This is a genomic window from Streptomyces sp. NPDC058664 (assembly GCF_042716635.1).
In the GTDB taxonomy this organism is placed as follows: domain Bacteria; phylum Actinomycetota; class Actinomycetes; order Streptomycetales; family Streptomycetaceae; genus Streptomyces.
Map to the genome: position 1 here is coordinate 3,142 of NZ_JBHXRW010000082.1, position 22,084 is coordinate 25,225.

A 22,084-nucleotide genomic window follows, 5' to 3' on the forward strand; every position below is an offset into this window, starting at 1 on the left:
CCGTACTGCGTCAACGGCAGCGCTTCCGACCCCGACGGCGACGGCTGGGGCTGGGAGAACAGCCGCTCCTGCGTCGTCCGCGGCAGCGCCGCCGACACCGGCTCCGGTGGTGGCAACACCGGCGGTACGGCCCCCAACGGCTACCCGTACTGCGTCAACGGCAGCGCTTCCGACCCCGACGGCGACGGCTGGGGCTGGGAGAACAGCCGCTCCTGCGTCGTCCGCGGCAGCGCCGCCGACCACTGAGAGAAGGGCGCCCTCCCGTCCGGACGGACGGGAGGGCACCCGGCTGTCGCGCGGGAGCGGGCCGGCCGGGTGGCTCAGGCCAGCTGGGTGGCCTGCAGGCGGGCATAGACCGACCCTCGTTCGAGCAGCTGCGTGTGGGTGCCGGACTCCACCAGCCGGCCCCGCTCCAGCACCACGATGCGGTCCGCCTGTCTGATCGTGGAGAGCCTGTGGGCCACCACGAACACCGTGCGTCCGGCGACGAGACGGGCCAGCGCCTCCTGGACCTGGGCCTCGGAACGGGCGTCGAGGGCGGACGTGGCCTCGTCGAGAACGAGGACGCGGGGATCGCGGATGAGGGCCCTGGCGATGGCGAGCCGCTGCCGCTGGCCTCCGGACAGCCGGGTGCCCCGTTCCCCGACGACGGTGTCGAGGCCGTCCGGAAGGGCGGCGACGAATTCCGCGGCATTGGCGTCACGAAGGGCGCGCAGCAGTGTCTCCTCGTCCACCCGGTCCATTCCGTAGGTCACGTTCTCCCTGATGCTCCCCTCGAAGAGAACGGATTCCTGGGGGACGACGGAGACGAATTTACGGAAACTCCTCAGGTCGAGACCGCTCATGTCCTTTCCGTCGAGCAGCAGGCGTCCTGCCGTGGGACGGTGGAATCCGAGCACCAGATTCAGCAGGGTGGATTTTCCCGCACCGGAACCACCGACGATCGCGAGGGTCGTGCCCACCGGCACGTGGAGGTCCACCCGGCTCAGGGCCGGCCCGTCACCACCGCCGTGCGTGAGGCTCACGTCCTCGAAACGGAACTCCCCCACGACCGACTTCAGGCGCTCCTTGCCGTCGTTGGTCTCCAGGTCCGGGTCCTGGAGCACCTCGCCGACGGACTTGAGGGACTCCACGGCCTTGCCCACCACGGGCGCCAGCGCGAGCATGCTGGTGACGGCACCCGTGAGGGTGGAGAAGTAGGCGCTGAGCATGACGACCTCACCGGGGGTCACCGAGGTCCAGCCGTAGTAGGCGACGAGCGCGGCACCGGCGAGGCAGGCCGTACCGAGCCCGTTGAAGACGACCCAGGAGAGGGACCCGAACCGGGCGTTGAGCAGGTCGAGCCGTGTCCCCTCCCGCTGCACCTCGTCGAGTTCGCGTCCGACCCGTCCGAGTGCCGTGCGTTCCAGGGCGTGGGCCCGGGTGATCGGTATGAGGGTCGTCATGTCGCTGACGGAGGCGGACATGCGTTCCACCGAGCGCCGGTAGGAGGAGTTGCCCTCGCCGAGCCGGGCCCGCAACGCCCCGATCAGCAGCACGGCGACCGGGACGAGGACCAGGAAGACCGGGAGGAAGACGGGGGTGACCACCGCGATGACCGCGAGGCCGCCCGCGAGCGTCGCGACGGCGGTGAGGCCGTTGTCCGCGGTCTGCTGGAGTCCCGTCTCCAGGGTCTCGACGTCACGGACGACCTTGGCGTGCAGGACGGAGGAGCTGGTGCGGCTGTGGAAGCCGATGGAGAGCTGCTGCATGCGCGTGACGAGCGCTGACCGCAGGTCACGGCCCAGCCGCCGGATCGCCCCGTGCATCCAGCGCACGTAGAGCAGGTGCAGCGGCGGGTTCAGGAGGAGGACCGTGAGCATCAGGGCGCAGTTCCACCACAGCTCGGCGATCGGGCGGTGCTCCACGACGACGTCGATGACGTTCGCCGTCACGGGCGGAAGCAGCCAGACGGGAGCGTGCTTGACGAAGAAGACCGCCACCGCGCCCATGAGCCGCGAGCGGTCGGGCCGGAAGAGGTAGTGGACGGTACGGATCGGGTGTTCACCGCGGTAACGGTGGTCGAGGGGGCTGTGGTTCATGGCTCCTGAGAGCTCCATTCGTCGGACCGGCCGCGGTTGTCGCCCCGGCGCGGGTGCGATGGCGGTACGTGGGGCAGGGGCGACGGCGACGGGCCGCCGCGCGTGCGGTCGGGCCCGATCGCCCGGTCGACGATGACCGGGAGCTCCCTGGGGACGAGGACGACGGCGTGCTCTCGGAGCAGCATGCGTCCGAGGACCCACCGGATTCCAGATCTGACGAGCCCCGTCCGGCGGTTTTGCGAAACCCTGGGTAAACCACGGGGCGTCGGCGGTGGTCGAGGCGTTCTGGACGTGCGCCCGGTGGTCTCCGGGTCGGCGCCTCCGGGCCGGCGACCGGTCCCGAGCCGCCTCCTCCGAGCGGCCCGAGCCTCGGCACCGGCCTCCGCGTCCGTACCCCGGACCTCGGTGCGGGCGGCCTGGCGGCCCGGTCCGGATCCATCCGGGCGACGCCTCGCGTGACGGTAAGGTCGGAGTGTCGAGGGTTCAGGATGGAGCTGGAGTGACGGTGAAGCGGCCGACGATGGCGGACATCGCACGTCGGGCGGGCGTGTCGAAGGTCGCTGTCTCCTACGCGCTCAACGGCCAGCCCGGAGTCTCGGAGTCCACGCGCGCCTCGATCAGGAGCATCGCGGACGAGCTGGGCTGGCGCCCCAACAGCGCCGCCAGGGCACTGACCGGCGGGCGGGCCCGGGCGGTCGGGCTCGTCGTACGGCGGCCGGCCCGGACGCTCGGCGTGGAGCCGTTCTTCATGGAGTTCATCAGCGGCGTGGAGAGCGTCCTCTCCGAGCACTCGTACGCGCTGATGCTGCAGATGGTCGCCACGCAGGACAGCGAGACCGAGGTGTACCGGCGCTGGTGGGGCGAGCGGCGCGTCGACGGCGTCTTCCTCATGGACCTCCAGACCGACGACGGCCGGACCCGGGCCGTGGAGGACATCGGCCTTCCCGCGGTGGCCATCGGACCACCGGACGTCTCCGGGGCTCTGCCTGCCATCTGGTCGGACGACGGTGCGAGCGTGCACGAGATCGTGCGGTACCTGGCGACGCTCGGGCACCGGCGGATCGCGCGGGTCGCCGGCCCCGCCGGCCTCGCGCACACGGCCGTCCGTGACGCCGCGCTCCGCGACGCCTGCCGGGAGGCCGGTATCCCCGAGGCCGCGGTGGTCCACACCGACTACACCGGGGACGAGGGCGCGCGCGCCGCACGGGCGCTGCTGATCGCGCCGGAACGGCCGACGGCGATCGTCTTCGACAACGACATCATGGCCGTGGCCGCGCTCTCCGTGGCGCAGGAACTGAGCCTCTCCGTCCCCGCCGACGTGTCGATCGTGGCGTGGGACGAGTCTCCGCTGACGCAGGTGGTCCGCCCCATGCTGTCGGCGGTGACGCGTGACATCCCCGCGTACGGCGCCCGGTCCGCGGACGCGCTGCTCGCCCTCATCGACGGGGAGGAGGTCGGCGACGTCCGCGAGGGCTACGCCCGCTTCGTCCCTCGGGGCAGCACCTGCCCGCCGTCATCGCCGGAGCCGACGGCCCACTGACACGGCCGCGCGCACCCGGACGGGACCGAACCGTCCCCTCGTAACAGCCGCGCGCGGGGCGGGGCCGGACCCGTTCCTTCGTACGGTCCGGTCCGGTCCCGCGCCACGGATCCGGCGTTACTTGGTGGCTCCCTGGGAGAAGCCGTTGTAGATCCAGCGCTGGAGCAGCAGGAAGATGACCAGCGTCGGCAGGATGACGAGGATCGCGCCGGCCGAGATGGCTTCCCAGTGCGCGCCGAAGGGCCCCTTGAAGCGGAACAGCGCGGTGGAGATCGTGCCGAGGTCCTCGGAGTGCATGTAGAGGAAGGGGATGTAGAAGTCGTTGTAGGTGGTGATCCCCTTGATGATGACGACGGTCGCGATGGCGGGCTTGAGCAGCGGGAAGATGATCTTCCGGTAGATCGTGAAGGCATTGGCGCCGTCGAGCCGGGCGGCCTCGTCCAGGGAGACGGGGATGCCCCGGATGAACTGCAGGAAGATGTACACGGAGACGATGTCCGTGCCCATGTAGAGCAGGATGGGCGCCCATCGGGTGTCAATGAGACCGAAACTGCTGATGACCTGGAAGGTCGCGACCTGGGTGGTGACGCTCGGGACCAGGGTGGCGATCAGGAAGAGCGCCATGACGAGCTTCTTCGCCTGGAAGTCGAAGCGGTCGACCGCGTAGGCCGTCATCGAGCCGATGATCACGGTGCCGCCGATGGAGAAGAACAGGATGAACGCGGTGTTGCCGAAGGCCATGAGCATGTTGCCGTCGGTGAACGCCGTGACGTAATTGTCGAAGTTCAGCCAGTTCCCCGGCAGGGACAGCGCTCCTCCGTCACCGACCTCCTGCGACGTCTTGAGCGAGGTCAGGAAGACGACGGTCAGCGGCAGCAGGACCACCACCGCGGCGGCGATCAGCGACAGGTACGTCAGCGCGGTCCCGACGGGGAGGCGCCGCCGGGCGGTCCGGGAGGAGGCCGGAGTCGCGGTGAGGTCGGGGGTCATACGAGGTCCACCTTGTCGTCGGGCACGAGCCGGCGCTGGATCCAGGTGATCAGCAGGATGATCAGGAGCAGCACCACGGCCGCGGCCGAGGCCAGGCCGGTCTTGTTGAACTGGAAGGCGAGCTTGATCGTCTGGATGACGAAGGTCTGGGTGCCGGTCGCGCCGCCGGTCATGATGTAGGGGATCTCGAACACCGAGAGGGAGCCGGAGATCGCCAGGATGACGCTGAGGCTGATGACGGGCTTGATGCTCGGGGCGATGATGTGCCGGAACTGCTTCCACCGGCCGGCGCCGTCCAGTTCGGCGGCCTCGTACAGCTCGCCGGGGACGGACTGGATGGCCCCGAGGAAGAGGACGAAGTTCAGGCCGGTGAAGCGCCAGACGGACACGCCCGCCAGGGAGATGTTGGCCGAGGTGGGGTCGCCGAGCCAGGGATGGTCGGTGGCCACGCCGAACCAGGACAGCACCGAGTCGAGGGTGCCGCCGTCCTGGAAGAAGTACAGGAAGACGAAACCGATCGCGACGCCGTTGATGAGGTAGGGGAAGAAGAGGATCCCCTTGAAGAAGTTCCGGAACTTCAGGTTGAAGCTGAGCATCACCGCGAAGTAGAGCGCGACGGCGATCTGGACCACGGACGCGGCCAGGTAGTAGCCGCTGACGAAGAACACCCGGAAGAGTTCGGGGCGGGTGAAGATCTGTATGTAGTTGTCGAGACCGACGTTCTCCCGGTCCGGGCTCACCCCGTCCCAGTCCGTGAAGCTGTACGAGATCATGCTCGCCACGGGGACGTAGGTGAACGTGATCAACAGCGCCAGCGGTGCCGCGAGGAAGAGCCAGGGCGTGATCCGGCGGAGCGGTGAGTGCCGCCAGGAACGGGGCTGTCCCGCCCCCGGGGGCCGGCGACGGCCGGCCGGCCGGTCTCCGCCGCGCGACCCGCCCCCCGTGTCTTTCTCGTCCGCGGCGGATCGCTTGTCCGTGGCGGATCGCCTCGTCATGGCGGATCGCCTCGTCATCGCGGCGCCTCCGGGAGCGGTGTCGGTTGTCTCGGTCATATCGGCCTTTCGTGTCCGCGACTGCGGGAGGTCCAGGGGGCCCCGGCCGGTGTCGTACGGCCGGGACCCACTCCGCCGGTCGGTCAGGAACCGGCGGTCTTCGCCGCCTCGTCCCACCTCTTGTTCAGGTCGGCGAAGAAGTCCTCGGCGCTGCCCTTCGCCGCGCCCCGCGCGGTGTCGATCAGCTTCTGCCGGTAGTCGGGCTTGTTCAGGCCGATCTCCGCCGCGTCGTCGATGTCGTTGACCGCGGCCGTCTCGGCCTCGGAGCGGTCGAAGAACGTGACATCGTTGTCAACAAAGTCCTTGAGGGTCGCGGGCATGGAAGCGGCCTTGACCGCGGAGACGACGCCCTCCTTCTCGGAGAACCCGGACTTCTCGGTGAACCAGTCGATCCAGGCGCGCGCTGCGGGCTTGTTCTCGGAGTAGATGCTGACGGCCTGCTGGTAGTCGGAGACCAGGGCCGAGCAGAACTTCCCGTCCTTCTGGACCGGGAAGGGCATGAAACCGATGTCCTCGGCCTTGAGGCCCGCCTCGACCGCCGCGCCCTGCATCTGCGTGATCGACCAGGAACCCAGCATCATCGTGGCGATCTTGCCCTCGGCGAGCAGCGCCTTGGAGACCTCCCAGTTGGTGGTGGTGGGGTCCTTCTCCGAGAGCCCCTGCTTGGCGATGTCGTACAGGAGGCCGTCGATCGTGCGGAGCTCGCCGCCCTCCTTCCACGGGGAGACCGGGCCGGCCAGCTTGTTGCTCGCGTCCGCGTCACAGCCGACCGATCCGTTGTTGGCGGTCCACTGGACGAGCGGCCAGCCGTCCTTGAAGTTCGTGTAGTACGGGGTCGCCCCCGTCTTGGCCTTGATCGCCTTCAGGCCCGCGAGGAACTCCTGAGGGGTCTTCGGCCACGTGGTGATCCCGGCCTTCTTCCACAGGGCCTTGTTGTAGACGAAGCCGTTGGCGGTGCCGAACTGGGCGATGCCGTAGACCTTGCCGTCCACTTCGGCCTTGTCGCTGAAGCGGTACTTCGACGACAGCTCGGCGGTCGTCCCGAGCGGCGCGAAGAACTTCGGGTAGTCGTTCTTGGCCACCGCCCCGGGGATGAAGAGCACATCGCCGTAGGCCTTGCCATTGATGCGGATCTTCACCTCGCCCTCGTAGTCGGTGATGCCGTCGAAGCTCACCTTGACCTTGGGGTAGATCTTGTTGAACTCGTCGGCGTACTTCTTCATGACCCCCTTCTGGACGAGGTCGGTGCGCTGCGTGAGGACCTTGATCTTGCCCGAGACCTCCTTCGCGTCGGCGGGAGGAGTGGCCGCTTCGCCGGTCACGCCACCGCCTCCGCCGCCGCACGCCGAGAGGGCCAGCATCACTGCGGCCAGAAGCGCTCCCGAGAGCGCTGTCGTCTTCTTGTTCCCCATGGCCCAACTCCTTCAAGTCACGGCTCAGGCTTTCGGTGGGATGTCGGCACTATGTCAGCCCGTCGTGAACCGGTAAAGTGCTGATTTCCAGCGTGATGCCCAATCGTTACCATGGGCCGCCAATTGCCAAGGTCCGACGAAGCCGCGCACACGGTCGGCCACATACTGCGCGCGTGCCGGTACTTCACCGGTTCATGGACAGTTGAGTAACTGTCCGGCTAGCTTGTCGGCCCGTATACGCATCCCGATACGCATCCCGTACGCATCCCGCCCACCGCCAGGCGATTGGAGCCGCACACCATGAAGGACGTCACTCAGCTGCACGAGGGGTGGAGCCTGCGCCACGAGGAGGCGCTGCTCCCGGCCCGGGTGCCCGGCTGCGTCCACACCGATCTGCTCGCCGCCGGGGTCATACCCGACCCCTTCCTCGGGCTCAACGAATCCGAGATCGCGTGGGTGGGCCGGCGGGCGTGGTCGTACGTCACGGAACTGGGCCACGGCAGCGGCCACGAGCGGACCGAGCTCGTCTTCGAGGGGCTCGACACCGCCGCCGAGATCCTCCTCGACGGGGCCCGTCTCGGGTCGACGCGCAACATGCACCGCGTCCACCGCTTCGACGTGACCGGGCGGACCGGCCCGCTGGAGGTGCGCTTCACCTCCGCGTACGACGAGGCCGACCGGGTCCGCGCCCTGACCGGGGAGCGGCCGAACGTCTACCCCGAGCCCTTCCAGTACATCCGCAAGATGGCCTGCTCCTTCGGCTGGGACTGGGGCCCCACCGTGGTCACCGCCGGCATGTGGCGCCCGGTGCGCCTGGAGCACTGGTCGACCGCCCGGCTCGCCGAGGTCCGCCCGCTGGTCACGGTCGACGGCGCGACCGGCCGCGTCGAGCTCCGCGTCCGCACCGCGCGCACCGAGGCCGGGACCGGCCGCCGGCTGACCCTGCGCGCCACCGTGGCGGGCGCGGTCGCGGAGACGTCCTTCGAGGGCGAGGAGGCGGTGCTGCGCCTGGAGGTCACCGAGCCCGAGCTGTGGTGGCCGCGCGGGTACGGCGAACAGCCGCTGTACGGGCTCGACGTGGAACTCCTGGACGAGAGCGGTGAGGCACTCGACTCCTGGAGCCGTCGCGTCGGCTTCCGCACCGTCGAGGTCGACCGCTCCGCGGACGAGCACGGGACGGGCTTCACCCTCGTCGTCAACGGTGTGCGGATCTTCGCGCGCGGGGTCAACTGGATCCCGGACGACGTCCTGCCCTCCCGCGTCACGCCCGAGCGCTACCGGACCCGCCTCACCCAGGCCGCCGAGGCCAACATCGACCTGGTCCGCGTCTGGGGCGGCGGCATCTACGAGGACGACGCCTTCTACGACGCCTGCGACGAACTGGGCCTGATGGTCTGGCAGGACTTCCTCTTCGCCTGCGCCGCCTACCCCGAGGAGCAGCCCCTGCGCGGAGAGGTGGAGGCCGAGGCCCGTGACAACGTTGTCCGCCTCATGTCGCACGCCGCCCTGGTCCTCTGGAACGGCAACAACGAGAACCTCTGGGGGTTCCGCGACTGGGAGTGGGAGGAGCCGCTGGCCGGTGACTCCTGGGGAGAGGGGTACTACCTCGGCGTCCTGCCCCGGATCGTGGCGGAGCTCGACCCGACCCGCCCGTACGCGGCGGGCAGCCCGTGGTCCGGCTCCTGGGACCACCACCCCAACGACCCCGCCCACGGCACCCACCACTCGTGGGAGGTGTGGAACCGCCAGGACTACGCCGAGTACCGGGCCGACGTGCCCCGTTTCTGCGCCGAGTTCGGCTGGCAGGCCCCGCCGGCGCTCGCGACGCTGCGGCGCGCCCTGCCCGGCGAGGAACTCGCCCCCGACTCCCCCGGCATGCTCCACCACCAGAAGGCCGAGGACGGCAACGGCAAGCTGAACCGGGGCATCGAGCGCCACTTCGGCCTCCCCGGGAGCTTCGACCGGCCCGGGGACTTCGACCGCTGGCACTATCTCGCCCAGGTCGTCCAGGCCCGCGCCGTCGCCGCCGGCATCGAGCACTGGCGCTCCCACTGGCCGGTGTGCGCGGGCACCGTCGTCTGGCAGCTCAACGACTGCTGGCCGGTCAGCTCCTGGGCCGCCATCGACGGCGACGGCCGCCTCAAGCCGCTTTACCACGAGCTGCGCCGGGTCTACGCCGACCGCCTCCTCGGTCTCGTCCCCGCCGAGGACGGCCCGGTGCTCGCCCTCGACAACCAGTCCGGCACCGCCTGGCACACCACCGTCACGCTGCGCCGCCTCGACGCGGACGGCACGGTGCTGAAGGAGGCCACGTTCGACCTCGAGGCGGCCGCCCGGACGGTCGTACGGCTGGTCGTCCCGGCCTCCCTGCTGCCCGAGCCCGGCTCGTCGAACGAGTTGCTCGTCGCCGACGCCGACGGCCTGCGGGCCGTCCATCTCCCGGTGTACGACAAGGAGTTCGCGTACCCGGAGCCCGCGTACGACGTACGGGTCGAACCGCGCGCCGGCGCCGGCGTGGACGTGGTCGTCACCGCGCGGACGCTGCTGCGGGACCTCCTCCTCCAGGCCGACCGGCTGGCCCCTTCGGCGAGCGCCGACCGCGGCCTGATCACCCTGCTCCCCGGCGAGGAGGCCCGCATCACCGTCACGGGCTGGTCCGGCGACGACGTGACGGCCGTCCGCCGCGCCCTGTTCAGCGTGGGAGCCGTATGAGTTCCGCGGCCCCTCACGTCCCCGGCCCGCGCGTCACGATCAACGAGGTCGCCGCACGGGCCGGGGTGTCCAAAGGAGCCGTCTCCATCGCCTTCAACAACCGGCCGGGAGTGTCCCGGGCGACCCGGGAACGCATCTTCGAGGCCGCGAAGGAACTGGGCTGGAGCCCCAACCAGACCGCGCGCAACCTCTCCGGACGGCGGGCGGGCATCGTGGGCCTGGCGATCTGCCGCCCGGCACGGCTCCTCGGACTCGAACCCTTCTACATGGAGTTCATCTCCGGCATCCAGGACGTCCTCGCCGAACGCTCCTGCTCGCTGCTGCTCCGCCTGGTCCGGGACCTGAAGGAGGAGACCGGGCTGCTCGAGGGCTGGTGGCGCGGCCGGACGATCGGCGGGGCGATCCTGGTGGACTTCCACGAGGACGACCCCCGGATCCCTCCCCTGCGGGCGTTGGGCATGCCGGCCGTCGCCGTCGGGCACCCGTCGCTGACCGGCGGATTCCCCTCGGTCTGGACGGACGACGCCTCGGCGGCGGCCGAGGCGGTGCGGTACCTGGCCGCGCTCGGCCACCGGAGGATCGCCCGTGTCGGCGGCCCCTCCGGCCTCGGGCACAGCGGGATACGGGCCGCGGCCTTCGAGGCCACCATGGCGGAGCTGGGTCTGGACGGGCACCGGCAGGTGTCGACGGGGTTCGTGGGAGAGGAGGGGGCACGGGCGACCCGCAGTCTCCTGATGTCCCCGGACCGCCCGACGGCGATCGTGTACGACAACGACATCATGGCCGTCGCCGGGGCCGCAGTGGCCGCCGAGATGGGGCTCGGAGTACCCGACGACGTGTCGTTGCTCGCCTGGGACGACTCACAGCTGTGCCGGCTCACCCATCCGCCGCTGTCGGCCATGAGCCACGACGTGCACCGGTTCGGCGAGGCGGTCGCCCGGACCCTGTTCGGTGTCATCGAGGGCACGCACGAGGGGGCGTTCCAGGTGCCCACGCCCTCCCTGACGCCGCGGGGGTCCACCGGGCCACCGCGACGTTCGTAGCGGGTTCGCGATGACGACGAGGGGCCGCCTCCCAGGAGGCGGCCCCTCGTCGTCATGGGTTCCCGCCCCGAAACCGGTCGGGAAGGGGGCATCGGGAAAAGGAACGAGGAGCGGGTTCCGGGGCCGGGACGTGCCCGCGGAACCCGCTCCTCGCGCACCCGGTGCGGCGGGTGCGGTACGGGGGTCAGCCCTTGGCGCAGGGAACGCCGTCGAGGCTGAAGGAGGCGGGCACGGCGCCGGGGCCCGCGACGTTGACGCCGAAGCTCACGGCTCCGCCGACCGGGATGGACGCGGTCCAGGACTCGTCGGCGGCACGGACCCGACCGCCGTCCTGGGTGACGGCGGCGTTCCAGGCGGAGTTGATCACGCGGCCGTCCGGGAGGGCGAAGTCGAGCTTCCAGCCCTTGAGGGGCCGTTCGCCGGTGTTGCGGACGGCGACGTCGGCGTTGAAGCCGGTGCCCCAGTCGTCGAGTCGGTAGGCGACGGAGCAGCCGCGCCGGTAGACACCGGCCTCGTGCGAGGTCTGACGGATGCCGTCCGGACCGTTGAACAGCCGCTCGCCCCAGGCCGTGAGCCGCGACGCGTCGAATCCGGTCGCGAGGTCGAGGTACTCGACGCCGCCGCCGTTGCCGCTCCAGGACCAGCCCAGGTAGCCGACGTCCAGCCGGCGGGCGGTGGACATGATGGCGTCCTCGTCGGGGTTGCCGTCGGAGTGGTCGTGGCCGAACTCGCCGACGACGACGGGCAGTCCGCGGTCGACGAAGCTGCCGAGGTAGTCCTCGACCTCGGCGGCGGTGTCGTAGACGCCGTACATGTGGATGGAGAAGACGGTGTTGCGGTCGGGGTCGGCGGCGAAGACGGCCGGCGCGTTCTCCCGCATCGTGTTCGACCAGTCCTGGCCCCAGTTGGGCGCGTCGACCATCAGCGTGTGGTCGAATCCGGCCTCGCGAAGACGCCCGACGGCGTCCTTGGTGTCCTGTGTCCAGGCGGTGTGGCCGACGTTGCCGTGCGGCTCGTTGCCGAGATTGACGATGACGTACTTCTCCTGGCCCTTGAGGGCGCTCGCCACCTCCAGCCAGTAGTCGACGGCCTCGGAGAGGGAGGCCGCGCCGTCCTGCTCGCCGAAACCGGTGGTGTCGTGGGCCTCCAGGACGCAGACCAGCCGGTTGGCCTTGCACCGGGCGACGACGTCCGCCACGTCCGCGGCGTCGTTCTTCGTCCAGCGGGTGCCGGTGCTGAGCACCACGCGCACGGAGTTGGCGCCGAGCGCCTTGATGTCGGAAAGCGACCGCTCCGTCCGGCCGGTGTACCAGGTGTGGGCGTGGTTGACGCCCCGGAGGACGAAGTCCTTGCCGGTGGCGTCGACGAGCCGCCCGTCCACGACGCGGAATCCGTCGGAGCGGTCCGCGGCGTGGGCGGCCGCGGGGACCGAGGTGATCGTGGCGGCGAGAGCGAGCGTCGCCGCTGCCGAGAAGACCCGTGTCCTGTTCATGTGGTGCTCCCAACTCGGTGCCGCGTCACGGACCCGAAGGGGTCGGCGCGGCCGTGCCTGACATGGAGTGAGATCGCGGCTCGTCGGGGTCGGTCACCCCTGGCGGGCCCGCGGGAGGGTGGGCGGACCGCCGCCGGGCCCCACTGCTCGGCGTATCGCTGCGGCTCGTACCGAGCAGTGGGGGTCACCGCCGACACCGACCGGGTCACCGCCTTTGTTCGATAGGCGGTTATTCCTGCCGGCCCCTGGCGGCCGAGTTGAGGCTAGATGCCTGAATGGCTGATAACAATAGCCCTGGCATAACCGGTTAAGTTTAGTGGGGAGTTTCGTTGCCGACGACCTGATCACCCGAGTCCGGCGGCGATCCCCGTCGTGGCACGGAATACGGTGCCGACACCCTGGAGAGCGGCCTCGGCCCCCGCGGGCAGGTATACGGATCGCCCCGCGCCGATACCGATCACCTCGCCCGCCGAGGAAACGGCGGCGGTGCCTTCCGTACAGAGAACGATCTGCGGGGCGTCGAGGGCCAGGGGCCGCGGCGGCTCTCCTCCCCGGAGGACGTACCGCGACAGGCGGAAGTCGTCGACCGGGGCCGGATACACCTCCTCACCCCCGTTCTCGCGAGGGGTCAGGACGCGCGGCGGCAGGGCACCGAAGCGGACGACCCTGACGAGTTCGTCCGCGTCGACGTGCTTGGAGGTGAGCCCGCACCGCAGGACGTTGTCGGAACTCGCCATGATCTCCACACCGAGCCCGGAGAGGTACGCGTGGGGAACGCCGTCCCCGAGGAACAGCGCTTCGCCAGGGGCCAGTTCGACGTACCGCAGCATGAGCGCGGACAGCAGGCCGGGGTCGCCCGGGTAGGCACGCGCGATGCCGGCGTACGCGTCGATGCCGGCCTCCCCCGGGCCGGTGGCCGTCGCCAGCGCCCGCGCGACGGCGTCGAGCAGCCCCTCCGGCGGACGGAGAAAGGCACGGAACACCTCGGCGAGCGCCCGCTCCTCGGGGACGACGCGCAACGTCCTGGCGTACGGCCGCAGAGCCGGAACCTCCAGGGAGTCGAGCAGATCGGCGCAGTCCCGAGGAGCCCGGAACCCGCACAGCCCACGGAACGGGGTGAGGGCGACGATCATCTCGGGCTTGTGCTGGGCGTCCCGGTAGTTCCGGTGCGGCGCGTCCAGCGGCACCCCGAGGGAGTTCTCCCGCAGATACCCGGACCGGGCCTGGGCGAGGTCGGGGTGCACCTGTACGGAGAGCGGCGCGCCGGCGGCCAGCAGCTTGACCAGGAAGGGGAGGCGGGGCCCGAACCGGCGCACCACGGCCGGCCCGAGCTCGCCCTCCGGATCCTCGGAGACGACGCGATCCAGGGGGACCACGGCATCACCCTTGCGGACACGGGACGGCGCCGCCGGATGGGCGCCCATCCAGAGTTCGGCCTGGGGCGCGCCGGTGGGGGGCACGCCCATGAGTTCCGGCAGCAGAGTGGTGGAGCCCCAGTCATAGGGCTGGACGGTGTTCTGAAGGAGATCCACGTTCTTCCCTGGGATGTGTACGAAGGAGACGGAGGGACGCGACGCCGCCGCGCCGTGGTGAGGGTCCCTGTGCGACCGGACGCGTACGGCGCCCCGGGGCGCGACGGCCGCCCGGCACAGCCGTCCGGCGATGCGGGCCTGGACGTCGGCATCCGGCGATGCGGGCCTGGGCCTCGGCATCCGGCAATGCGAGTCTGGACGTCGACGGCCGGCGACCGTCAGACGGGCGACCGGCGGCCCGGCATTCCTGCCCCGGCGCGGGAGAGCCCGGCCGCCGCGGCACCGGCGGCGGCCGCACCGACCAGCCCGGCGTCGAGGGCCAGGCCGGCGGGCACGACCGGGACGTCACGCGTGAAGTCGAGGACGGCATACGACTTCAGGTGGTGCCGCAACGGCGCGAACAGCACCTCGCCCGCCTGGGACACACCGCCTCCGACGACGACCAGGTCGAGCTCCACGAGGGCCGCGGTCGCCGCGACGGCGGCCGCCAGAGCGCGACCGGCCCGGTCGAACGCGGCGAGGGCCCTCGGGTCGCCCGCACGGGCCGAGATCTCGACCTCCCGCGCGGTGGCCGGGCGGCCGTCCGGGGGCGCCCAGCCGGATTCCAGCGCGTGGGCGGCGATCGCCGTACCGCTGGCGTACCGCTCGACGCACCCCCGGGCGCCGCAAGGGCACACGGGACCGTTCTGGTCCACGGTGATGTGCCCGATGTGACCGGCGTTCCCGGTCGTCCCCGCGTGAACGGAGCCACCGAGGACCAGCCCGCCACCCACCCCGGTCGAAACGACCATGCACAGGGCGTTCGCCACGCCCTTCGCCGCGCCGATCCAGTGTTCCGCCGCCGTCATCGCGACCGCGTCACCGATGAGCGTCGGCGTGATGTCCCGGGGGACCGCGGGGTGGCGGCGCACCCGCTCCACCACGGGAAAGGCGCGCCAGGCCGGGATGTTCACCGGGCTCACCGTGCCCGCGACGGTGTCCACCGGCCCCGCGCTCCCGATCCCGACGCACGACAGTGAGGCCCACTCAGGGTGTGCCGCCAGGTCGTCCACGACCGAGGTCACCGCGGCCATCAGCGCGTCGGCGGACTCGTGAGCGGGCGTCGGCCGCTGCGAACGCACCACGACGCGCCCCTCGGCATCGACGAGGGCCCCGGCGATCTTCGTGCCCCCGATATCCAGCGCTCCGTACACCATCACGCCCAACCTCTCCGAACCGACCGATCAGCGAGGCACACTGTGCCCCGTCGATGACAACGTTGTCCAGAGACTAACGGATCCGGTTAAGCAATCACCGCCGAGCCGGGTGGGCGGGACACTCGCATCGGTGGGCTCGATCCGCTTCGACGGACATCCGAGATCAGGGGTCCGTCTCCGGGAGGACGTCCGTCCTCGAACCCGTTCTCGTGGGCATCCGGCTCGTCGCCACCCCTGCGGAGCAGGCCGGGGGCATCCGCTCCGGGCGATCGCCGGGACCCGCCTCGTGCACCCCTCCACATGTCGAAGACCATGCTCCGCGATCTCGCCGCCCGGCCGGCGCGTAAGCCGGATGCGCCGCATCGGTGAGGCAGGTTCGCGGTGCGTACCCGATGCCGTCTCCTGCAGGCGCTACCTGGCCGTCGGGGCAGAGTCCATGCCCTTCAGGCGCTCATGAGTGCGTCCACCACGGCCTTGGCGGCGCGGCTCGCCCGTTCCGGTGTCCAGTAGCCCGGCTCTTCCAGGGTGGAGACGTAGTAGCCGCGGGTCAGCAGCGACAGGACGTCGGCGGCGAGGCCGGCGTCCGGGACTCCCGCGGCGGTGGACGCGTCGAGGAACTCCTCGCGCGCTTCGCGTGGTTCCTGGCGGTCGACGCCGTTGGGGTCGGAGTGGGCCGACGAGAGCATCTCGACCCAGAGCGTACGGAGCAGCAGGTCCTCGGGATCCGTGCTCAGGTGCCACTCCACCGTGGCTCGCAGTCGGTCCGCGCCGGACAGGTCGCCCAGGTGGGCCTCCAGGTCGGCCCGCCACCGGGATTCGGCGGCGCGTACGGCGTTGGTGATCAGCGCGGTGCGGGTCGGCACGTAGTTGGTGACCATGGCCGTGGATCCGCCGAGTTCCTTGGCCACGGCGCGGATCGTGATGGCGCGCGCGCCGTCCCGGGCGGCGACAGCGAGGGTCGCCTGGGCGATTGCCTTGCGGCGCTGGGCTTCGTCGACGTCGATCGGCATGGAATCAACCTAGCTCAGAGGGGGGTTGACGTTGAACGCACCTAGATGCAACGCTGTTATATCACGTTGTTATCCAACAGATCGCTTCCCAGGAGGGGCTTCATGGGCCTTGTCGTCCGACGCGTCACACCGGAACCCGTCCCCCCGTGCGCCCAGCAGCACATGGTGCGTATGCGTGACGGAGTGCGGCTGGCCACCGACGTGTACGGCGCCGACCGGAGGGTGGTGCCGGCGCCGACGGTCCTGGCCCGCCTGCCCTATGACAAGAACAGCCGGTATGCCTTCTTCGACAAGATCGCGGACAGGTTCACGGCGCGCGGCTACGTCGTGGTGGTCCAGGACGTCCGGGGCAAGTTCCGTTCACAGGGCCGGACGCTGGGCTGGACCGGAGAGGTCGACGACGGCTACGACACCATCGAGTGGATCACCCGCCAGCCCTGGTCCGACGGGATCGTGGGCATGTTCGGCGACTCGTACTACGGCTTCACCCAGTGGTCCGCCGTCTCCAGCCAGCACCCCGCCCTGCGCGCCATCGTCCCCCGGGTGACCAGCACCACGAACGCCCCCGGCATCGCCACCTACGACTCGGGCTCCGGGCGACAGCCCCTGTGGCTGGAGGGGGCCACCTATCAGGCGCAGGTGTGGACGGACAACGACATCCACGAGTTCGATGTCGATCTCAGCAGGCGCCCGGTCATCGCCGCCTACGAGGAGGCGTTCACCGCGATCGGGAAGCGCTCCGCCGGTTTCGACCTCATCGTCGGCGACATCCCCCTCGATCCGTACAACGGTCCGCACCCCTACGACGCCCGCCCCGTACCTGTGCTGCACTGCGTGGGCTGGTTCGACAACCTCGGCATCGCCCATATGCGCGACTACACGGAGCTGGCCGAGCGCCCCGGCTGGGCGGCCGTCCAGTACCTGATCGCCGACACCACCGACCACGAGAACTACTTCCTCGAGGACGCTCCGGCGACCCCGGAGACCGACCACTTGGCCGGCGACGCCGCCCTCGCACGCATGCTGGACTCCTGCACCGGTCCCGCGATCGAGTTCTTCGACGTCTTCCTCAAGGGCGTCGCGCATCCCGACTCGCTTCCCCGGGTGCGCTGGAAGCTCGGCCACGAGGGCTGGCGCACCGCGGCCACCTGGCCGCTGCCGGAAGCCAGGGCCGCGGAGTTGTACCTGACGGAGCCGGCCGCGGCGACCGGTACGGTTCCCGGTGGAAAGCTGGCCCCGCGTCCGGACGGCACGTCGGAATCGGCGGAGTGGAGGTACGACCCCGACGATCTCGTACCGTCGGCCGCGACTGACACCTTCCTGCAGCTGCGCGACCACGTCGACGAGCGCCGCATGCTCGACCGGGACGACGTGCTCGTGTTCGCCGGCCCCGCCTCCGACCGGCCACTCGACCTCGCCGGTCCCGTCCACGCGGTGCTGCACGTGGAGAGCACGGCGCCCACGTTCGACATATTCGTACGACTCCTCGACCTGGCCCCGGACGGCACGGCGCGCCTGATCGTGCGTGGCTGTGCCCAGGCCGACAGGCCGGGCGAGGTCGAGATCGCCCTGGGACACACCGGCTACCGGGTGCGCCCGGGCCACCGCCTCGCACTGATGATCGCCGGCAGCGACTTCCCGAACCACCTGCCCAACTCCGGCTCCCTGGAGAGTCCGTGGCTGACGACCGCCCCCAAGGCGAGTCTGCAGAAGCTCCGGACCGGCGCCGCTCACCCCTCCCGCCTGTGTCTGACCGTCCTGCCCGAAAGCGGCGAATAGCCCCTGCACCCAGGAGGGCCCATGCTCCCTCTGCGACATCTCCCCCGCACGACTCCGGCAAGCGGCGCAGGAGTGCACCACACGGCCGTCGGACGGTGCCGTGAAGGAGGCGGTCCGAAGTGAGTCTCCGATTCGTCGCGGTCAGGCTGGGCATGCTCGTCCTGACCGTGCTCGCCTCCAGCCTGGCCATCTACGGCGCGATGTTCCTCACTCCCGGGGACCCCGCCACGCTGCTCGTCGGGGGCAGCCGGAATCCCGACCCCGCCGTACTGGCGCAGATCCACCGCGAGTACCACCTGGATGATCCGTTCGTCCAGGGCTACTGGCACTGGCTGAGCAACTTCCTCCAGGGGGACTTCGGCAAGTCTCTCGTCTACCGCGACTCCGTCTCCGGCCTCATCGGCGCCCGCGTAGGCGACACCCTGACACTCGTCGCCTACGCCTCCGTCCTCGTCCTCGTCGGCGGCACCGTCATCGGCACGGCCGCCGCCCTGCGCGGCGGACGCACGGAGACGCTGGCCACGACTCTGACGGCGGGTGCGATGGCGGTGCCGACCTTCGTCATGGCGGTCCTGCTCATCTGGCTCTTCGCCGTGCAGCTCCCGTGGTTCCCGGTCTACGGCTCCGGCGAGGGCTTCACCGGCACCCTGGCGCACCTGACGCTTCCGGCCGTCGCGTTGGCGCTGAGCTGGATCGGTTACGTGGCCCAGGTGACCCGGACCGCCGTCCGCGCGGAGATGCGCTCCGAGCACGTGGAGACCGCCCGCAGCCGCGGCGTCCCCGAGCGCACGGTGATCAGGCGGCACGTGCTGCACAACGCCTCCGGCCCTGTCTTCGCCGTCTCCGGCGTCGGAATCGCCGGACTCATCGCCACCGCGGCCGTCGCCGAGCAGGCGTTCGGCACCGGAGGGCTCGGAGCCCTCATGATCGAGGCCGCGTCCAAGCAGGACATGGCGGTCGTGCAGGCCGTCTCACTGATCTTCGTGATCGTCTTCGTCGTCATCAACACCACCGTCGACCTCGTCAGTGCCGTCTTCGACCCCCGAACCGCGCAGAAGGGGGCTGCCCGATGACGACCGCCCTGTTCACCCGTACCTCGCCCGAGCGGCGGACCGGTCGCCCACGCGACCACCTGACGCTCGGCGCGGGATGTGTCGTCGCCCTGTTCGTCCTGCTGGCCGTACTCGGGCCGCTGCTCGCCCCACACGACCCGAACGCCGTCGACCCCCTGAACGTCAACGCCGGACCGTCCGCCACCCACCTCCTGGGTACCGACGACACCGGACGCGACCTGCTCTCCCGGCTGATCGCCGGAACCCGCGCCAGCCTCGCCGCCCCCGCCGTCGTGATCGCCGTGTCCACCACGCTCGGTACCCTCCTCGCCCTTGCGGCAGCCTGGTTCGGAGGCCGGCCGGACCGGTTCGTCTCCGGCGCCCTCGACATCGTCTTCGGCTTTCCGGGGCTCATCATGGCCGTCCTCGTCGCCGCGGTCTTCGGCGCCGGCCTCACCGCACCGATCATCGCCCTGTCGATCGCCTATCTCCCCCTGATCACCCGCGTCGTACGATCCGCCGCGGTCAAGGAACGAAACCTTCCCTACGTGTCGGCGCTCCAGCTCCTCGGCGCGCCCACCGCCCGCATCTGGCTACGGCACCTGCTGCCGAACCTGCTGCCGCTCGTCCTCGTCCAGGCCACCATCGGCTTCGGCTACGCGCTGCTCGACGTGGCCGCCCTCTCCTTCCTCGGACTCGGCAGCCAGCCGCCGGATCCGGAGTGGGGACTGATGGTGGCCAACGGAGCCCCCTCGATCCTCGCCGGCCAGCCGCAGCAGTCGCTGTACGCGGGCATCGCCATCCTGATCGTCGTCGTCGCGTTCAACCTGCTGGGGACGGGACTGTCCCGACGTCTGCTCGGAGAGAACGCATGAGCACACCACCCCTGCTCCGGATCGACGCGCTCGGCATCGACCTGCCCCTCGACGGAGCGCCGCGCACCGTCGTCCACCGCGCCGACGTCACCATTCCGGAAGGCACTGCTGTCGCCCTGGTCGGCGAATCCGGATCCGGCAAGTCCCTGACGGCCCGCTCCGTCATGGGGCTGCTGCCCAAGGGCGCCCGGATCCACGGAGACGTGCTGTTCGCCGGGGAGTCGGTCCCGCGGATGAAGCCCGAGCGTCTGCGGGCCTTCCGCGCGGCCGAGGTCGCCATGGTGTTCCAGGATCCCCGCGCCCACATCAACCCCGCCCGCAGCGTCGGCGACTTCCTGATCGAAGGACTGACCGCCACCCGCCGTGTCCCGGCCGCCGAGGCGGTCAGGAAGGTCACGGGAATCCTGCGGGAGGTCGGGATCGCCGACGCCGGCCGGCGCATGCGCCAGCGGCCCCACGAACTGTCGGGTGGCCTGCTCCAACGCGTCATGATCGCCGCGGCGCTGGCCGCCGAACCACGTCTGCTCCTCGCGGACGAGCCGACCACCGCCCTCGACGTGACCACCCAGGAGGAGGTGATGGCCATCATCGGAGAGGCCCGCGAGGCCCGTGGTCTCGCCATGCTCTTCATCACCCACGACCTGGAACTCGCGGCAGCCGTGTGCGACCGGGTCGTGGTGATGTACGCGGGCACGACCGTGGAAGAACTCCCCGCCGACCGCCTGCGCGGGCGGGCCGCCCACCCCTACACACGTGCCCTGCTCGCCTCCCGCCCCTCGGTCTCCGACGCCGGCGCGGAGCTCCGCTCGATCCCCGGAAGGCCCCTGTCCGGCTTCGAGGCACCCGACGGATGCGCCTTCGGCGACCGGTGTCCCCACGTCCAGGACCTGTGCCGGAGCGACCGGCCGCGACCGAGCTCCGACGGTGACGCCTCGGCCACCTGCCACTTCCCCCACACGTTCACTCCCGAGGAGTCGGCCCGCCATGCTTGAGGTACGCAACCTCCGTAAGGAGTTCGGTGACTTCGTCGCCGTGGACGACGTGACGTTCTCGCTCCCGGAGCAGGGGTCTCTGGCCATCGTCGGCGAGTCGGGATCGGGTAAGACGACCACCGCCCGCATGATCGCCGGTCTCGAGACGCCCAGCGGCGGACACATCGTCGTCGCCGGCGACGAGCGCGGGGACGACCGGCCGCGATCACGCGAACGCCGCGCCCGCGGCCGGCGGATCCAGATGGTCTTCCAGGACCCCTACTCGTCCCTCGACCGGCGCCAGCGCGTCGGCGACGCCGTCGCCGAGGCGGTCGGGCTCCACAAGGACCTGCCGGCGGACCGGCTGCGCGCCCGCGTCGCCGAACTGCTCGACATGGTGGGCCTGGACGACCGGCAGGCACGCTCCCTGCCGAAGGCCCTCTCCGGCGGCCAGCGCCAGCGCGTCGCCATCGCCCGCGCACTGGCCGCCGAACCACGGGTACTGATCCTGGACGAGGCCATCGCGGCTCTGGACGTGTCCATCCAGGCGCAGATCCTGGCCCTGCTCACCCGCGTCCGCACGGACACGGGGACCGCGCTGCTGTTCATCACGCACGACCTCGGCGCCGTCCGGCACATCAGCGACGACGTCCTGGTGATGCGGAGAGGCGGAGTCGTCGAACGCGGCCCCGTCGCAACGGTCCTCGGCGATCCTCAGGACTCCTACACCCAGAGGCTCATCGCCTCCATCCCGAAGCCGGGCTGGAAACCGCGGAGAGGGGCGGACAGAGCCGCCGCCTGACGTCCCGTACGTCACACGGCCCATCGAGCGAAGGCGGCTGTCCCGGCGAGAGCGGGACAGCCGCCTTCCTCGTCGTCGGACCCGCACCGCGGCCGCGAGCACCCCGCCCTGATGAACGCCGCGCTCACCCCCGCCGCCCACAAGGACGTCACCTGCGGAGGGGCCACCACGGTGCACACGGCCTCCGCGCAGAACGTATCCGCTACACACGGCCTCCGCACAGAACGTATCCGCGCCGCCCCGGCTCGACGCGCTGAGCACCGACACGGAGCTGGCCACCCTCACCATCGCCGGCGACGACGTCGGCTTCGCCGGCATCATCGTCCGCCGCGTGACGCCCGGGGCGTTCGACCTCGGCGGCTCGCCCTGCAAGAACAGCCACACCCGGACGGGCACCGACCGGCTCGCCGCCGCCGGCTGACCGGCGAACGGCCTTCGTCGGCCCGCGGCCCGACCGCCGCGGGCCGACGCCGCTCAGGGCTCTTCGACCAGCGAGGGCTCTTCCAGGGAAAGGGAACGGCGTTCCCCCCGCGTGGGGGGGCACC

At 70.8% G+C, this 22,084-nt stretch carries 17 protein-coding genes; 9 read left to right on the forward strand and 8 right to left on the reverse strand.

What is annotated here, in order from left to right; translation table 11 throughout:
* The coding region (locus tag ACFWUY_RS37160; RefSeq protein ID WP_384120524.1) for a carbohydrate-binding domain-containing protein at nucleotides 1-246 on the forward strand (246 nt) is incomplete at its 5' end.
* Nucleotides 247-320: 74 nt separating this feature from the next.
* Here ACFWUY_RS37160 and ACFWUY_RS37165 read toward each other — a convergent pair.
* Nucleotides 321-2,081, reverse strand: a complete 1,761-nt coding sequence (locus ACFWUY_RS37165; protein ID WP_384120525.1) for an ABC transporter ATP-binding protein — start codon at nucleotides 2,079-2,081, stop codon at nucleotides 321-323.
* A 505-nt stretch (nucleotides 2,082-2,586) separates the two neighbouring features.
* Here ACFWUY_RS37165 and ACFWUY_RS37170 point away from each other — a divergent pair.
* Nucleotides 2,587-3,621: a LacI family DNA-binding transcriptional regulator gene (locus tag ACFWUY_RS37170; RefSeq protein ID WP_384120555.1), complete on the forward strand. Its 1,035-nt coding sequence runs from the start codon at nucleotides 2,587-2,589 to the stop codon at nucleotides 3,619-3,621.
* 117 nt (nucleotides 3,622-3,738) lie between these two features.
* Here the strand turns inward: ACFWUY_RS37170 and ACFWUY_RS37175 are convergent, their stop codons facing one another.
* From ACFWUY_RS37175 to ACFWUY_RS37185, 3 genes are all read right to left on the reverse strand, one after another.
* Nucleotides 3,739-4,611, reverse strand: coding sequence for a carbohydrate ABC transporter permease (locus ACFWUY_RS37175; RefSeq protein ID WP_384120526.1), 873 nt, complete (start codon nucleotides 4,609-4,611; stop codon nucleotides 3,739-3,741).
* Complete coding sequence (locus tag ACFWUY_RS37180) at nucleotides 4,608-5,606, reverse strand: carbohydrate ABC transporter permease (protein WP_384120528.1); 999 nt, start codon at nucleotides 5,604-5,606, stop codon at nucleotides 4,608-4,610. The genes ACFWUY_RS37175 and ACFWUY_RS37180 overlap by 4 nt, the downstream gene beginning before the upstream one ends.
* Nucleotides 5,607-5,746: 140 nt before the next feature.
* Nucleotides 5,747-7,075 carry an ABC transporter substrate-binding protein gene (locus ACFWUY_RS37185; RefSeq protein ID WP_384120530.1) on the reverse strand — a complete coding sequence of 443 codons (1,329 nt, stop codon included), beginning with the start codon at nucleotides 7,073-7,075 and terminating at the stop codon, nucleotides 5,747-5,749.
* A gap of 300 nt (nucleotides 7,076-7,375) precedes the next feature.
* Between ACFWUY_RS37185 and ACFWUY_RS37190 the strand changes: the two genes are divergently transcribed.
* The gene (locus ACFWUY_RS37190; RefSeq protein ID WP_384120532.1) at nucleotides 7,376-9,787 is read left to right on the forward strand and encodes a glycoside hydrolase family 2 protein; all 2,412 of its coding nucleotides are present in this window, start codon (nucleotides 7,376-7,378) and stop codon (nucleotides 9,785-9,787) included.
* On the forward strand, nucleotides 9,784-10,830 hold the full coding sequence (locus tag ACFWUY_RS37195) for a LacI family DNA-binding transcriptional regulator (protein ID WP_384120534.1): 1,047 nt from the start codon (nucleotides 9,784-9,786) through the stop codon (nucleotides 10,828-10,830). Before ACFWUY_RS37190 ends, ACFWUY_RS37195 begins: the two co-directional genes overlap by 4 nt.
* Nucleotides 10,831-11,014: 184 nt before the next feature.
* Here the strand turns inward: ACFWUY_RS37195 and ACFWUY_RS37200 are convergent, their stop codons facing one another.
* The 4 genes from ACFWUY_RS37200 to ACFWUY_RS37215 all read right to left on the reverse strand — a co-directional run bounded on the left by ACFWUY_RS37200 (nucleotide 11,015) and on the right by ACFWUY_RS37215 (nucleotide 16,060).
* A complete protein-coding gene (locus tag ACFWUY_RS37200) occupies nucleotides 11,015-12,322 on the reverse strand; it encodes a cellulase family glycosylhydrolase (RefSeq protein ID WP_384120536.1) in 1,308 nt (435 codons plus the stop codon).
* Nucleotides 12,323-12,666: 344 nt separating this feature from the next.
* A complete protein-coding gene (manA, locus tag ACFWUY_RS37205; RefSeq protein ID WP_384120538.1) occupies nucleotides 12,667-13,854 on the reverse strand; it encodes a mannose-6-phosphate isomerase, class I in 1,188 nt (395 codons plus the stop codon).
* 218 nt (nucleotides 13,855-14,072) lie between these two features.
* Complete coding sequence (locus ACFWUY_RS37210; protein WP_384120540.1) at nucleotides 14,073-15,050, reverse strand: ROK family protein; 978 nt, start codon at nucleotides 15,048-15,050, stop codon at nucleotides 14,073-14,075.
* Nucleotides 15,051-15,493: 443 nt separating this feature from the next.
* Nucleotides 15,494-16,060, reverse strand: a complete 567-nt coding sequence (locus ACFWUY_RS37215; RefSeq protein ID WP_384120542.1) for a TetR/AcrR family transcriptional regulator — start codon at nucleotides 16,058-16,060, stop codon at nucleotides 15,494-15,496.
* 171 nt (nucleotides 16,061-16,231) lie between these two features.
* Here ACFWUY_RS37215 and ACFWUY_RS37220 point away from each other — a divergent pair, with 171 nt between their 5' ends.
* The 5 genes from ACFWUY_RS37220 (at nucleotide 16,232) to ACFWUY_RS37240 (ending at nucleotide 21,539) form a co-directional block, all read left to right on the forward strand.
* On the forward strand, nucleotides 16,232-17,839 hold the full coding sequence (locus tag ACFWUY_RS37220; protein WP_384120544.1) for a CocE/NonD family hydrolase: 1,608 nt from the start codon (nucleotides 16,232-16,234) through the stop codon (nucleotides 17,837-17,839).
* A gap of 119 nt (nucleotides 17,840-17,958) precedes the next feature.
* Complete coding sequence (locus ACFWUY_RS37225) at nucleotides 17,959-18,912, forward strand: ABC transporter permease (protein ID WP_384120546.1); 954 nt, start codon at nucleotides 17,959-17,961, stop codon at nucleotides 18,910-18,912.
* Nucleotides 18,909-19,766, forward strand: a complete 858-nt coding sequence (locus ACFWUY_RS37230; protein ID WP_384120548.1) for an ABC transporter permease — start codon at nucleotides 18,909-18,911, stop codon at nucleotides 19,764-19,766. The genes ACFWUY_RS37225 and ACFWUY_RS37230 overlap by 4 nt, the downstream gene beginning before the upstream one ends.
* On the forward strand, nucleotides 19,763-20,758 hold the full coding sequence (locus ACFWUY_RS37235; RefSeq protein WP_384120550.1) for an ABC transporter ATP-binding protein: 996 nt from the start codon (nucleotides 19,763-19,765) through the stop codon (nucleotides 20,756-20,758). The genes ACFWUY_RS37230 and ACFWUY_RS37235 overlap by 4 nt, the downstream gene beginning before the upstream one ends.
* On the forward strand, nucleotides 20,751-21,539 hold the full coding sequence (locus ACFWUY_RS37240; protein ID WP_384120552.1) for an ABC transporter ATP-binding protein: 789 nt from the start codon (nucleotides 20,751-20,753) through the stop codon (nucleotides 21,537-21,539). The genes ACFWUY_RS37235 and ACFWUY_RS37240 overlap by 8 nt, the downstream gene beginning before the upstream one ends.
* The last annotated feature ends 545 nt before the right edge of the window (nucleotides 21,540-22,084 follow it).

What these genes read in the sequence shown, in the direction of transcription:
- ACFWUY_RS37165 (WP_384120525.1), bottom strand. Translation starts at nt 2,081, where the DNA reads ATGAACCACAGCCCCCTCGACCACCGTTACCGCGGTGAACACCCGATC.
- ACFWUY_RS37175 (WP_384120526.1), bottom strand. Translation starts at nt 4,611, where the DNA reads ATGACCCCCGACCTCACCGCGACTCCGGCCTCCTCCCGGACCGCCCGG.
- ACFWUY_RS37180 (WP_384120528.1), bottom strand. Translation starts at nt 5,606, where the DNA reads ATGACGAGGCGATCCGCCACGGACAAGCGATCCGCCGCGGACGAGAAA.
- ACFWUY_RS37185 (WP_384120530.1), bottom strand. Translation starts at nt 7,075, where the DNA reads ATGGGGAACAAGAAGACGACAGCGCTCTCGGGAGCGCTTCTGGCCGCA.
- ACFWUY_RS37190 (WP_384120532.1), top strand. Translation starts at nt 7,376, where the DNA reads ATGAAGGACGTCACTCAGCTGCACGAGGGGTGGAGCCTGCGCCACGAG.
- ACFWUY_RS37195 (WP_384120534.1), top strand. Translation starts at nt 9,784, where the DNA reads ATGAGTTCCGCGGCCCCTCACGTCCCCGGCCCGCGCGTCACGATCAAC.
- ACFWUY_RS37200 (WP_384120536.1), bottom strand. Translation starts at nt 12,322, where the DNA reads ATGAACAGGACACGGGTCTTCTCGGCAGCGGCGACGCTCGCTCTCGCC.
- ACFWUY_RS37210 (WP_384120540.1), bottom strand. Translation starts at nt 15,050, where the DNA reads ATGGTGTACGGAGCGCTGGATATCGGGGGCACGAAGATCGCCGGGGCC.
- ACFWUY_RS37215 (WP_384120542.1), bottom strand. Translation starts at nt 16,060, where the DNA reads ATGCCGATCGACGTCGACGAAGCCCAGCGCCGCAAGGCAATCGCCCAG.
- ACFWUY_RS37220 (WP_384120544.1), top strand. Translation starts at nt 16,232, where the DNA reads ATGCGTGACGGAGTGCGGCTGGCCACCGACGTGTACGGCGCCGACCGG.
- ACFWUY_RS37230 (WP_384120548.1), top strand. Translation starts at nt 18,909, where the DNA reads ATGACGACCGCCCTGTTCACCCGTACCTCGCCCGAGCGGCGGACCGGT.
- ACFWUY_RS37235 (WP_384120550.1), top strand. Translation starts at nt 19,763, where the DNA reads ATGAGCACACCACCCCTGCTCCGGATCGACGCGCTCGGCATCGACCTG.
- ACFWUY_RS37240 (WP_384120552.1), top strand. Translation starts at nt 20,751, where the DNA reads ATGCTTGAGGTACGCAACCTCCGTAAGGAGTTCGGTGACTTCGTCGCC.